Genomic DNA, 12,515 nt, shown 5'->3' with positions numbered 1-12,515 from the left:
CCGTCCGCCCCCACCGACCCCGCGACGCCCGCCACGTCCCGCCCGTCCCCCAGCTCGTACTCGCAGGGAGCGCACGACCCGGTGAAATCCCGCCCGGTGAACCACCAGCACACCCCGGCGTCCCCCGTCGGCGGCTCGGACCCGTACTTCCCGAACAGCGGTGATCCCCGCTACCGGGTGCACCGCTACGAGCTCGCGCTCGACTACCGGCCGGGGCCCAACCGGCTCGGCGGGACCGCGCGGCTGAGCGCCGTCGCGGGCACCGCGCTGGCGGAGTTCGCGCTCGATCTGGCCGAGTTCCGGATCGGCCGGGTGCTGGTGGACGGCAAGGCCGCCCGATACACCCATCGCGGCGGCAAGCTGCGGGTGCGCCCGGCCAAGGCGCTCACGGCGGGTGCCGCCTTCACCGTCGAGGTGCACTACACCGGGAACCCGCGCCCGGTGCGCAGCCCGTGGGGCGGCCTCGGCTGGGAGGAGCTCACCGACGGCGCGCTGGTGGCCAGCCAGCCGGTGGGGGCGCCGTCCTGGTTCCCGTGCAACGACCGGCCGGCCGACAAGGCCACCTACCAGATAGCCGTCACGACGCCGTCGCCGTACGCGGTGGTGATCGGCGGCCGGCTGCTCACCCGTACCACCAGGGCGTCCAGTACGACCTGGGTGTACGAGCAGAGCGCGCCGACCTCGACGTACCTGGTGACCGTCTCGATCGGCCAGTACCAGCCGGTGCAGCTCGCCGGGCGCCCGGCGGTGCCGCAGACCGGCCACGTGCCGGAGCGGCTGGCCGGCGGCTTCGCCGCGGACTTCGGGCGGCAGCCGCAGATGATGACCTTCTTCGAGGAGGTCTTCGGGCCGTACCCGTTCGGCGAGTACACGGTGGTGGTCGCGGACGAGGAGCTGGACGTCCCGGTGGAGGCCCAGGGCGTCGCCACCTTCGGCACCAACCACCTGGGCGGCGGCTGGGACCGCGAGCGCCTGATCGCCCACGAGCTGGCGCACCAGTGGTTCGGCAACAGCCTGTCGATCGCCGACTGGAGCCACATCTGGCTCAACGAGGGCCTCGCCAAGTACGCCGAGTGGCTCTGGTCCGAGCACAGCGGCGGCCCGTCCGCCGCGAGGCGCGCCGCCGCCGCCCACGCCCTGCTCGCCGGTCTCCCGCAGGACCTCCGGCTCGGCGACCCGGGCCGCAAGCTGATGTTCGACGACCGCGTCTACCAGCGCGGCGGCCTCACCGTCCACGCGGTGCGCTGCGCCGTCGGGGACCGGGCCTTCTTCCGCCTGCTCAAGGACTGGGCCGTCCTCAACCGGCACGGCGTGGTCTCCACCGCCGACTTCCGCGCGCACTGCGCCCGGTACGCGGGCGGACCGCTGGACGGCCTGTTCTCCGCCTGGCTGCACGACCCGGCGCTGCCCGCCTTCCCGTCCGCCCGGCGGCCGCCGGTCCTCTGAGCCCTTCCCCGGCTGTCCGACCCTTCCGGAAGAATGCCACCGCCGGGGCGACCCCGTCCCGGCGGTGGCTCTCCTGGAAGCGGTAGATGGACTCCTTCGATCTGGGGCGGCTGACGGACCACGACTTCGAGCTGGTCTGCCGCGACCTCTTCGGTGAACTCCTCGGCGTTCCGCTGGAGCTCTTCCCGCGCGGCCGGGACCAGGGCATCGACCTCCGGCACACCGACGCCGCCGGCGCGTCCACCGTCGTGCAGTGCAAGCACTGGCAGCGCGGCGACCAGAACGGGCTGATCCGACGCCTGGTCCGGGAGGAGCTGCCGAAGGTCGCTCGGCTCAAGCCCGACCGGTACGTCATCGCCACCACGGTGGGCCTGACCGTCGACGGCAAGGAGCGGCTCCGCGACGCCTTCGCCCCCTTCATCCGCAGCACCGGCGACATCCACGGCGTGGACGAGATCGTCGCGGAGCTGCGCAACCGGCCGGCGCTGGTCCGGCGGCACTTCCGGCTCTGGTTGAGCAGCACCACCGTCCTGCAGACGGTGCTCCACCAGGAGCGGCACCTGCGGTCCTCCTGGCTCCGCAGGCGGCTGCCACGGGTCGCGGAGACGTTCGTCCCGCACGAGGGCTTCGAGCGGGCGAAGCAGGTCCTGGACGAGCAGCGGGTCTGCGTCGTCGCGGGCATCCCGGGGGTGGGGAAGACCACGGTCGCGCTCATGCTCTCGGCCTGGCTCATGGGCAACGGCTACGAGCTGCACGAGGTCTCGCAGGACATCGACGAGGTCGGCGCGCTCTGGCTCGACGGCATCCCGCAGGTCTTCCTCTACGACGACTTCCTCGGCCAGACGACGCTGGAGTCACCGCTGAACAAGAACGAGGACTCCCGGCTGCTCGCCGTCGTCCGCGAGATCCGGGAGACACCGGGCAAAGCGCTCATCATGACCACCCGCGACTACATCCTGGAACACGCCCGGCTCAGGCACGACCGCCTCGCGGCGGCGGACGTCACCGAGGCCGCGAGCGTGATCCACCTGACCGACCTGGGGCTCCGGATCCGCGGGCAGATCCTCTACAACCACGTCCACAACTCCGCGGTACCCCCGGCGCAGAAGCGCTGCTTCGCCGACCGGGCCGTCTGGCAGCCGGTCGTCACGCACCGGAACTTCAATCCCCGGCTGATCGAGGAGACGTTGCGGCTGGCCGCCCGGCGGGAGCAGGACGTTCCTGCGGCCGTGTTGGCGAACCTCGACGATCCGCAGCGGATCTGGGAGCGGATCGTCGAGCACGAGCTCACCGACGAGGCCGTCCACCTGCTCGAAGTGCTCCTCACCCTCCAGACGGCCACGCTGTCGGAACTGGAGGAGTCGTGGTCGTGGTACCGCAGGGAACTGGACCGGGACGCCGACGGCCGGCTCTTCCGGCGGGCGCTGCAGGTCCTGGAGGGCACGATGGTGACCCTCGACGGCGGGAAGGCCGCCTTCCACAACCCGTCGATCGCCGACTACCTGCGTCTCCACCTCAACGCCGGCCGGACCCGGATCCCCGCGTTGCTCGCCGCCTTCGTCGACGCTCGGCAGCTCTACCGGATCATCGAGGCGGCCCGGCTGCCCGACGGCGGCGCCATCCGCGAACAGCTCCGGGCAGCGCCGGAGTCATTGGCCGACGCCGTGCGCAGCACCTTGGACACCGTCGAGGTTTCCCTCTCCGCCGAGGACTACGGCCTCGCGGCGCACTTGCAGTGGGCGCTGGAGGCGGCCGAGCTGCTGGACGCGGGTCCGGTCGCGGCGATCGTGCTGGAACAGACGCGGGACCGCGTCTACTGGACCAGCCCCGACGAGCACCTCGCCGCGCTCGCCGAGGCGATGCGGTACAGCCCGCTGATCCCCCGGGAGCATGCCGAGCGGTTCGGCGCGATGGTGGACGAGCGCATCCGCGACGCGGTCCAGGACTGTCTCGCGGCCGGCGGCTGGGGCAACGCCATGGACCTCGCCGAGCGCCTGTCGGCGAACGCGCTGGACGACCCGGCGCTGGAGGAGAGCCTGCTGGAGGCAGCCCTGGACGAGCTGCGGGAACTGGCCGGACTCACCGAGGACCGTCTCACGGACGGGCATCTCGACGTGATCGAGGAACTGCTCGGCTTCCTGGTCGACCACGAGGCGGAGGGCGACCTGCCGGAGGAGTTCGAGCGCGTCACGGCCATGGCTCGGCGCCTCGCCGACGCCCGGAGGGAGCGCCGCGTCAGGTCGGCAGCCGTCATACCGCCCGGCAGCAGGCAGGTGCTGAGTCAGCGCGAGCGTGACGCCACCCGCGATCACGCCGTGGTGGCCGAACTGATGCGGGGGCTGGACCGGACGGATCCCGCCGACTGATCCCCGGTGGGTGACTCTCCGTCGAGGTCGTGGCGTGGGCTGGGAGGACGGCCGCAGCCTGGTCGGCACGGGCCGGAATCTCGCTGGATCCGGGCGGACGGGCGGGCTAGGTTGGGCGCGCCGCCCGCCCGAGCGCGGGTCCGCCCGAGCCGTCCGACTCTCCAGAGGATCAGATGACCGACCTGCACGACGAGCTCCTCCCCGCCACCCGCCGCGCCCTGCTGCACCGGATCGCGGTCGCCCAGGCCGAGGGCCGCACCCCCTCGTTCGTCGCCGCGGTGGTGCGGGACGGCGCGGTGGTCTGGAGCGGCGCCCGCAGCATGATCGACGACCACGCGCCCACCGTCGACGTGCAGTACCGGATCGGTTCGCTCACCAAGACCTTCGTCGCCGTCCTGGTGCTCCGGCTGCGCGACGAGGGCCTGCTCGACCTGGCCGACCCGCTCGGGCACCACCTGCCCGGCACCGCGGCCGACGAGGCCACCGTCGCCCAGTTGCTCTCCCACGCCTCCGGGCTCACCGCCGAGACGCCGGAGCCCTGGTGGGAGCGGACGGAGGGGACGCTGCGGCCGCAGCTCGCCGACGTCCTGGAGGACGACCGCCCGCTCCGGCACCCCGCCGGTCGCCGCCACCACTACTCCAACCCCGGCTACGCACTGCTCGGCGCCCTGGTCGAGCGGCTGCGCGGCGAGCCCTGGGGCGACGTCCTCCGCCGGGAGCTGCTGGAACCGCTCGGGATGGACCGCACCACTCTGCTCCCGCAGCACCCGCACGCCGGCGGTTTCGCCGTCCACCCGTGGGCCGACGTCGTGCTGCCGGAGCCGCTCACGGACACCGGGCTGATGGGCCCGGCCGGCCAGCTCTGGTCGACCACCGCCGACCTGGCCCGCTGGGCCGCCTTCCTGGCTCGCGGCGACGAGAAGGTGCTCGCCGCCGGGTCCCTCGCCGAGATGCGCCGGCCGGCCGTCGGCCCGGACGACGCCGACTGGTCCGGCGGCTACGGGCTCGGCCTCCAACTGCTGCGCCGCGACGGGCGCGTGCTGTTCGGGCACAGCGGTTCGATGCCGGGCTTCACCGCCGGGCTCTGGATCAGCGAGGACGAGGGCCTGGCCGCCGTCGCCCTCTCCAACGCGACCAGCGGCCCCAGCACGCCGCTCGTCGCGGCGGACCTGATCGCGATCACCGCCGAGCACGAGCCGCGACTGCCCGAGCCGTGGCGCCCGCTGCCGTCCGTCGACGATGAGCTGCTGGCACTCACCGGCCCCTGGTACTGGGGCGCCGCGGCCCAGGTGCTGCGTCTGAGGGCGGACCGCGCCCTGGAGTTGGCTCCGCTGGCCGCCGGTAACCGCGCCTCCCGGTTCCGTGCCGAGGCGGACGGCACCTGGACGGGGCTGGACGGCTACTACGCGGGCGAGACGCTGCGGGTGGTACGGGCCGCCGACGGCTCGGTCAGCCACCTCGACCTCAACTCCTTCGTCCTCACCCGCGAGCCGTACGGACCGGCGGACGCCGTCCCCGGCGGGATCGACGAGCAGGGGTGGCGGGCCGGCTGACGGCCCGGGCGTCCGACGCCGCCCTCGGCCGCGCCCCGCGGTCGTCCCGCTGACGGACCCGGCCCCCGGCGTTTCGACGCCGGGGGCCGAGGCGTTGCCGGGCGGCGCGGTGCCCGGGGGCCGAGGCGTTGCGGGAAGGCGGTGCCCGGGGGCCGAGGCGTTGCCGGGCGGCGCGGTGCCCGGGGGCCGGGGCGTTGCCGGGCGGCGCGGTGCCCGGTCGTCGGTCCGGATTGGTGCGGCCGCTGTGCACGCCCGGCGTGCGCCGGTGGAGGGCGGGCTCGGCCGCGGATTCCACCCCCGGGAGCGGAGCATCCGGAGGCGCCCCGGCACCGAGCAGGTGGACGGCGGACATCGAGTGGCCCCATTCAGCAGGTGCACATCTGCGCTCCACCGAACGACAACGTGGACGCCAGCCGCCCCGGAGAAACATACGGTGACCGGTTCGCACCCACGACCGAGCGGACCGGTAGGCGCCACGGCCCACGTGGCCGCCGTCGTCCGTGCTGCCCTGGAGGGTCCGCCATGACCGTCGTCCCCACGTACACTCCTCCCGCAGTCGCCCCCGACCACGCCGCCGCGGTCCCCGCCCCGCGGACGACCCGGCCGGCGTTCACCGCCCGGCCCGCCCGGGGCCCCGCCTCCCGGCCCGCCGCCACCACGCCCGCCGCCTCGCCCGCCCGGACGTACACGGTGGCGCTGGCCCGCGACGAGGACGACGTCCGCGCCGCCCAGCGGCTGCGCCACGAGGTGTTCGCCGCCGAGCTCGGCGCCGTGCTGCACAGCCCGGCGGCGGGTCTGGACGTCGACCCGTTCGACGAGTACTGCGACCACCTGCTGGTCCGCGAGGGCGAGGACGGCCCCGTCGTCGGCACCTACCGGCTGCTCCCCCCGGAGGCCGCACGACGGGCGGGCCGGCTCTACTCCGACGGCGAGTTCGACCTCGGCAACCTGACCCCCCTGCGCGACGGCCTGGTCGAGCTGGGCCGCTCCTGCATCCACCCCGACCACCGGGGCAACGGCGCCGTGATCAACCTGATGTGGGGCGGCATCGCCCGCTACCTCGCCGACACCGGCAACACCTGGGTGGGCGGATGCTGCTCCATCCCGCTGGACGACGGCGGTGCCACCGCCGCGCGGGTCTGGGACACCGTCAGCGCCAAGCACCTCGCCCCCGAGGAGTACCGGGTCACCCCGCACCGGCTCTGGGACGCCACCGGCGTGCAGCGCGCCGGCCGCGCCCCGCTGCCGGCCCTGCTCCGGGGCTACCTGCGGCTCGGCGCCTGGGTCTGCGGCGCCCCCGCGCACGACCCGGACTTCGCCACCGCCGACCTGTACGTGCTGCTCTCCCTGGAGCGCACCGACCCGCGCTACCTGCGGCACTTCCTCTCCGGGATGAGCGCGGTCCCGGGGGTCGGTGGAGCCGCGGGCGGTACCGGCGGGACCGCCGCGGGCGCCCCGACCGCAGCGTCACGGGAACTGTCGGCGTGAGCGTCTGGCTGCCGACGGCGACCTGCACGCCGGAGGCCTGCCTGACCGAGCGGGCCCCGGCGGTGGCCCTGCCCCGGCGGGTCCTCCGGCTGACCGCCTGCATGACGGTCCTGCTGGTCGGGATCGCCCTCACCCTGCCGGTGCGCGCGCTTCCCCGCGCGGCACGCACCCGGCTGGTCCGGTTCTGGACCCGCACCCTCCTCGGGGCGCTGGGTGTGACCGTCCGTGCGACGCCCCCGCCCACCGCCGGCGCGGCGGGCGGCAGGGCGGGCGGCAGGGCGGGCCGAGCGGCCGGGGAACCGGAGCCGGGGGTCCTGGTGGTCGCCAACCACGTGTCCTGGCTGGACATCCCGCTGATCGCGACCGCGCTGCCCGGCCGCTCGATCGCCAAGACCGAGGTGCGGCACTGGCCCGTGCTCGGACCCGTCACCGCCTGGGGCGGCACGGTCTACCTGGACCGCGACCGGCTCCGCACCCTCCCGGACACGGTCGGCGCCGTCGCCGCCCAGCTCCGGGCGGGCCGGTCGATGATCGTCTTCCCGGAGGGGTCGACCTGGTGCGGGCGGGAGAGCGGGCGGTTCCGCCCGGCACTCTTCGAGGCCGCCGTCCAGACCGGCGCCCCCGTCCAGCCGGCGACGATCCGCTACCGGCTGGCGGACGGCCGGCCGACCAGCGCTGCCGCGTTCGTCGGCGAGGACGGCCTGCTCGCCTCGCTCTCCCGGGTGGTCGCGGTACGCGGCTTGGTCGCCGAACTGACCTTCCTGCCCGCGATCCCGGCCCCCGTGCCTGCCGCGTACGACACCCGCCGGGGCCCGCGCCGGGCGCTGGCGCGCGCCGCGCAGGCCGCCGTCGAGGGCGCGCGCTGAAGGACCCGGTTCACTGATCGTCGGTCGGCTCCGCTCCATGAAGCGCGCTGGGGGCCGTTTGCCTGAACGGCCCCTGCCGGGTGCACCTGGCCGGCCGCCGGGGTGCCGCCGCGGGGGCGCCGCCCGGCCTCCGGCATTCGGCCCCGGCTCGCCCCGGGCATGCACAGCGGTGCCGAGCCCGGCTGTCCGGAGAGGCAGCCTCGGCGGGATGGGCGGGCAGTCCTGCCCCGCGTCCGTTGACGGTGAGTCAGCGACGACCGAAGACTGGCGGCGGCCCGCGTCCGGGCCCGTCCCCCCGCCCTGCGCCACCCCTCCGATCCGTCTCCTCGGCCCCTGCGGTGGCCGCCCCCGGCCCGGTCGGGCGACGCAGCGCGCAGTCTGCCGAGAGGATCTCCCCGGTGCTCGAACCACCGCCCCACGCATCGAAGTTGAAGACCACCCTTCGCCGGGCCGGGCGCCGTCTGGCCAGTGCGGCCCTGGTGCTGGCCACCGCCGCGCTCGGTTCCGTCGCCTCCGCCGACCCGGCCGCGGCCATGGGCAGCAGCCTCGCCGACTCGTTCAAGAGCATCGACTCGACCCGCCACCCGGACTGGATGTCCCTGGTGCACGGCGACACCTGGCTCGCGGCGATGTCCATCCCGGGCACCCACGACACGATGGCCGTCAAGGGCGGCTCCCTGGTGCAGACCCAGGAGGACCACGGCGCCAGCGGCGGCACCCTGGCCAACCAACTGATCCGCGGTGTGCGGGCGTTGGACATCCGGGTCCGGGTCATCGGCGGTGGCTTCACTGTCCACCACGGCGCGTTCTACCAGGACGCGGTCTTCGACGACGTGCTGATCCGGACCCGGGACTTCCTGAAGGAGCACTCGGGCGAGACGATCCTGATGCGGCTCAAGGCCGAGTGCGACCAGTCGACCGGCAGCTGCACCGACAACCCGTCGTCGACCACCGACGCGGACCGGCTGAGGATCTTCAAGCAGTACCTCGACAAGCCCGAGTACAAGGGCCTGTTCTACACCCCGTCCGTGCAGCAGGGGCAGAAGACCTCGGTGCCGAGGCTCAGCCAGGTGCGCGGGAAGATCGTGCTCACCGACTTCCGCAGCCCCGGCGGCGCAGACTACGGCTTCGGCATCAACGACTTCACCAAGCACATGGAGGACCACTTCGACCTCCCCAGTGCCGGCGACAAGTGGCCCTACGTCAAGGGGAACCTCGACCGGGCGGCCTCCGACCCGAGCGGCGAGATGTTCGTGACGTACACCTCCGCCTCGCACATCCTCGACCCGACCCCCGCCGGGTTCGCCGGCGGCCACCTGGGCGGCGTCAAGGGCAACATCCGCATCGAGGGCATCAACCCACGACTGATGAAGTACCTCAACGACAACGGCGGCAGGGGCGACCACCTCGGCGTCATCATGATGGACTTCCCCGGCTGGGCCCTGCTCGACGACATCATCTACCGCAACCCGTCCCAGATCTGGTCGGCGTGGAAGGGCCCCAAGGGCGAGAACGTCTGCCTGGACGACTACCAGGGCGTCTTCAAGCCCGGCGCGAAGGTCACCAGTTGGGCCTGCAACCAGGGCGCTCCGCAGCAGTGGACGATGATCGGCAACACCGTGCGGATGGGCAGCGTCAGCCGCCCCGGCGGCGAGCTCTGTCTGGACATCACCGGCGCCGGGACCGCCAACGGCGCACCGGTGGAGCTCTGGACCTGCGTCCCCGGTGCCCCGAACCAGCAGTGGGTCCTGAACGGCAAGAGCCAGCTCTTCAACCCCGCCTCCGGCCGCTGCCTGGACATCCCCGGCGGCCAGACCGGCGGCCGCCAACTCGACATCTGGGACTGCGTCGACGGTGCCAAGAACGAGATCTGGTACCACGCCTGACGTTCACTCAGGCCATCCGACCGGGCCCGCTCCCGGCAAGGCCCGACCTTGCCGGGAGCCACCCGTCGGCCTTCCGCCCGACCGGGAGTCCCGCCGGCTCGGCGGTCGATCAGCTCGGCCCGCACGGCCGGTCCGGCGCGGCGGCGGGGGTCTCGACGGCCAGAAGGACGCGGCGCAGCAGGTCGGAGAGCAGGCGCCGCTCGTCCGGCGCCAGGACGCCGAGCACCCGGCGCTCCTCCCGGCCGACCACGTCCAGCGCCTCGTGCCAGGCCTCCCGGCCGGCATCGGTCAGCTCGACGCGGACGCGACGGCGGTCCTCGTCGGAGGGGGTTCGGACGACGAAGCCCCGGCGCTCCAGCGTCTCCAGGCGACCGGTCACCGAGGCCGGCGCGAGGTTGAGGTCGGCGCGCAGCTCGGAGGGGGTGGCCCGGCCGCCACGGCCGGCGAGCTCGTGCAGGGTGTCGAACTCGTGCTTCTGCAGTCCGTAGTCGGCGACACCCTGCTCACGCACCCGGCCCAGGTGCTTGGTGAGCTTGTTCATCCGCGTGACGGCGCCCTCGATGTCCGGGTCGAGCTCGGGCAGGACCGGCTGCCAGCGCTCGACGTGCCCGTCCGTCGAGTCGCTCGGCCGGTCGCCGGGACAGCCGCGCGGGCCGCCGGCCGGCCGCTCGGGCGGCCGGTCGCTCGGCGGGTCGGGTCGTCGCGCGGCGTGGTCCATGGCACGAGTCTAGGTGGAGTCGATCAACTCGCCGAATATTTCGTTGCCGAAACTTCGGCGCCGAAATATAGTCCCGCCGTGACTCATCCACTGCGACTGCCCGGATTCCGCCTGCTCTACGTGGGGCGGGCCGTCTCCACCCTCGGCGACGCCGTCGTCCCCACCGCACTGGCCATCGCCATCACCCAGGCGACCGGCTCCTCCGGCGCCCTCGCCCTCGTCCTCGGCTGCACGATGGTGCCCCGACTGCTGCTCCTCCCGCTCGGCGGCGTCGTCGGCGACCGCTTCAACCCGCGGACCGTGGCCCTGGTGACCGACCTGGTCCGGGCCGCCGCACAGTTGGCCGTCGGCGTCGAACTGCTCGGCGGAGAGCCGCGCCTGGCCACGGTCGCGGTGGCCGAGGCGATCGGCGGCACCGCCTCCGCCTTCGCCATCCCCACCGCCACGCCCCTCGTCGCGGCGACCGTCGACGGCCCGCAGCGCATGCGGGCCAATGCGCTGCTGGCCTCCACCACCAACGCGGCCCGGCTCGGCGGCCCCGCACTGGCCGGCCTGCTGGTGTACAGCGCGGGCGCCGGCTCGGCCTTCGTCCTGGACGGCGTCTCCTTCCTCGTCTCCGCCGCCCTGCTCGCCAAGCTCACCGTCCGGCCGACCCCCGCGCCGCGCCGCGCCCTGCTCGCCGACCTGACCAAGGGCTGGACCGAGGTCCGCTCGCGCGACTGGTACTGGACCAGCCTCATCGCGCACGCCATGTGGAACGGCGCCAGCGCGGTGCTGCTCACCCTCGGCCCGCTGATCGCCACCCGCGAGCTGGGCGGGGAGGGCGTCTGGGTGGCCATGACCCAGGCCGGCGCGGTCGGGGTCCTCGCCGGCTCCCTGCTCGCCGGGCGGCTGCGTCCGCGCCGACCGGTGCTCGCCGCCAACCTCGGCCTCGCGCTCTTCGCACTGCCGCTGCTCGCTCTCGCCGGTCCGCTCCCGGCACCGGTCACCGTTCCCGTGTACGGGCTGGCCATGGCCGGCGTCGGCTACCTCAACCCGGTCTGGCAGACCGTCGTCCAGCAGGAGTTCCCGACCCACGTCCTGGCCCGGGTCACCTCCTACGACTGGCTGTTCTCCCTGGCCGCCGCGCCGCTCGGCTACGCGCTCGCCCCGGCGGCGGCCGACGCCTGGGGCGCCCCGGCGCCCCTGCTGGTCACCGCCGCCCTGGTCGGGGTGAGCTGCGCCGGCACGGCGCTGGTACCCGGCGTCCGCCGGATCGGAGGCACGGCGGTGGCGGAGCCGGACGAGGCGGGCGCGGCCGCCACCTCTGCCCCGTCCGCGAAGGCCGCTGCCGGCGACTCGTAGCTCGGTCGTCGACCCGCGCGCCCGTGCCGCGCGGGTCGACGACCGGATCGGAGCCCGGCTCCGACTCCGAATCCGCCCAGCGCCCACCACCCACCACCGTCCGCAGACCGCCTGCCGGCCGCGGTCGCGCAGAAGCTCCGAACCGCCCAGCGCCCGCCCCGGGACTGAGCGGGTGTCCCCTCCGGCAGGGCGCGTTGTCGTAGGCGGGTGGCATGCTCGGCGCCGGAAGGGAGGCGCGGTGCATGGACGGGGACGACGAGGACGCGTTGCTCGCCCGCGCGGTCGGCGCTTGGGCCGTGAGCGGACGGCGCGGTGTGGAGTGGGTGGCGCGCCGGCTGCCGAAGGACGTCCACGAGGAGGAGTTGGAGCTGCCGCTGCCCTACGCCGAGGCCGTGGCCCGGGTGAGAGCGGTGCTGCGGGGCCTCGGCCGGAAGGTCCCTCCGGTGTCGCGGGGCATGCGGACACGGGGCATGCGGACACGGGGCACGCGGACGTTCCGGGTGATGGCCGGCGGAGGGGCGTGGGGGCTGAACCCGGTCCTGGTGACGATCCGTCTCACCGCCCCGGGCGGGTCCGAGGCCGGGCCCGAGTCGGAGCCCGGCAGCACGCTCGTCCACCTGCGCGCGGCGGCGAAGGAAGGGCTCATCCGGCAACGGGCCGGGCAGCGGATGGGGCGGCGGGTCGCGGAGCTGCTGACAGGGCACGGAGGTGGCGTGGACGAGTGACCGACCGCTGGACCGGCGAAGCGGCGCGGGAGCCCCGTGCGGGACCGGAGCAGCGGGTGGACGCGGAGCCGGTCTGCCCGCCGAAGTGCCGGTCCCCGCATCCGCCGTGACGCCGGGCCACCG

9 protein-coding genes are annotated in these 12,515 nt (G+C 74.5%); 8 read left to right on the top strand and 1 reads right to left on the bottom strand.

What is annotated here, in order from left to right; genetic code table 11:
• The first annotated feature begins 96 nt into the window (after window positions 1-96).
• The 6 genes from MCM47_RS05950 (at window position 97) to MCM47_RS05925 (ending at window position 9,605) form a co-directional block, all read left to right on the top strand.
• Window positions 97-1,446, top strand: a complete 1,350-nt coding sequence (locus MCM47_RS05950; protein ID WP_238860031.1) for a M1 family metallopeptidase — start codon at window positions 97-99, stop codon at window positions 1,444-1,446.
• Between the two features lie 86 nt (window positions 1,447-1,532).
• Window positions 1,533-3,812, top strand: a complete 2,280-nt coding sequence (locus tag MCM47_RS05945) for a restriction endonuclease (RefSeq protein ID WP_238859238.1) — start codon at window positions 1,533-1,535, stop codon at window positions 3,810-3,812.
• Between the two features lie 173 nt (window positions 3,813-3,985).
• Window positions 3,986-5,365, top strand: a complete 1,380-nt coding sequence (locus MCM47_RS05940; protein WP_238859237.1) for a serine hydrolase — start codon at window positions 3,986-3,988, stop codon at window positions 5,363-5,365.
• A 522-nt stretch (window positions 5,366-5,887) separates the two neighbouring features.
• Window positions 5,888-6,853 carry a GNAT family N-acetyltransferase gene (locus tag MCM47_RS05935; RefSeq protein WP_238859236.1) on the top strand — a complete coding sequence of 322 codons (966 nt, stop codon included), beginning with the start codon at window positions 5,888-5,890 and terminating at the stop codon, window positions 6,851-6,853.
• Window positions 6,850-7,719: a 1-acyl-sn-glycerol-3-phosphate acyltransferase gene (locus MCM47_RS05930; RefSeq protein WP_238859235.1), complete on the top strand. Its 870-nt coding sequence runs from the start codon at window positions 6,850-6,852 to the stop codon at window positions 7,717-7,719. The genes MCM47_RS05935 and MCM47_RS05930 overlap by 4 nt, the downstream gene beginning before the upstream one ends.
• A 428-nt stretch (window positions 7,720-8,147) precedes the next feature.
• The gene (locus MCM47_RS05925; RefSeq protein WP_238859234.1) at window positions 8,148-9,605 is read left to right on the top strand and encodes a phosphatidylinositol-specific phospholipase C domain-containing protein; all 1,458 of its coding nucleotides are present in this window, start codon (window positions 8,148-8,150) and stop codon (window positions 9,603-9,605) included.
• Between the two features lie 109 nt (window positions 9,606-9,714).
• On the opposite strand, the gene MCM47_RS05920 is transcribed toward MCM47_RS05925, so the two are convergent.
• Window positions 9,715-10,323, bottom strand: a complete 609-nt coding sequence (locus MCM47_RS05920; protein WP_238859233.1) for a MarR family winged helix-turn-helix transcriptional regulator — start codon at window positions 10,321-10,323, stop codon at window positions 9,715-9,717.
• A 78-nt stretch (window positions 10,324-10,401) separates the two neighbouring features.
• On the opposite strand from MCM47_RS05920, the gene MCM47_RS05915 reads away from it, so the two are divergent.
• Window positions 10,402-11,667, top strand: coding sequence for an MFS transporter (locus MCM47_RS05915; protein WP_238859232.1), 1,266 nt, complete (start codon window positions 10,402-10,404; stop codon window positions 11,665-11,667).
• Between the two features lie 242 nt (window positions 11,668-11,909).
• Window positions 11,910-12,392 (top strand): hypothetical protein, encoded by a 483-nt coding sequence (locus tag MCM47_RS05910; RefSeq protein ID WP_238859231.1) that lies wholly within the window; start codon window positions 11,910-11,912, stop codon window positions 12,390-12,392.
• The last annotated feature ends 123 nt before the right edge of the window (window positions 12,393-12,515 follow it).

The sequence above is a fragment of the Kitasatospora sp. A2-31 genome, from assembly GCF_022288725.1.
Lineage (GTDB): Bacteria > Actinomycetota > Actinomycetes > Streptomycetales > Streptomycetaceae > Kitasatospora.
The sequence above is the reverse complement of the archived record's forward strand: the minus strand, read 5'-3'. Positions and strand labels throughout refer to the sequence as shown.

What these genes read in the sequence shown, in the direction of transcription:
- MCM47_RS05945 (WP_238859238.1), top strand. Translation starts at nt 1,533, where the DNA reads ATGGACTCCTTCGATCTGGGGCGGCTGACGGACCACGACTTCGAGCTG.
- MCM47_RS05940 (WP_238859237.1), top strand. Translation starts at nt 3,986, where the DNA reads ATGACCGACCTGCACGACGAGCTCCTCCCCGCCACCCGCCGCGCCCTG.
- MCM47_RS05935 (WP_238859236.1), top strand. Translation starts at nt 5,888, where the DNA reads ATGACCGTCGTCCCCACGTACACTCCTCCCGCAGTCGCCCCCGACCAC.
- MCM47_RS05920 (WP_238859233.1), bottom strand. Translation starts at nt 10,323, where the DNA reads ATGGACCACGCCGCGCGACGACCCGACCCGCCGAGCGACCGGCCGCCC.
- MCM47_RS05910 (WP_238859231.1), top strand. Translation starts at nt 11,910, where the DNA reads ATGGACGGGGACGACGAGGACGCGTTGCTCGCCCGCGCGGTCGGCGCT.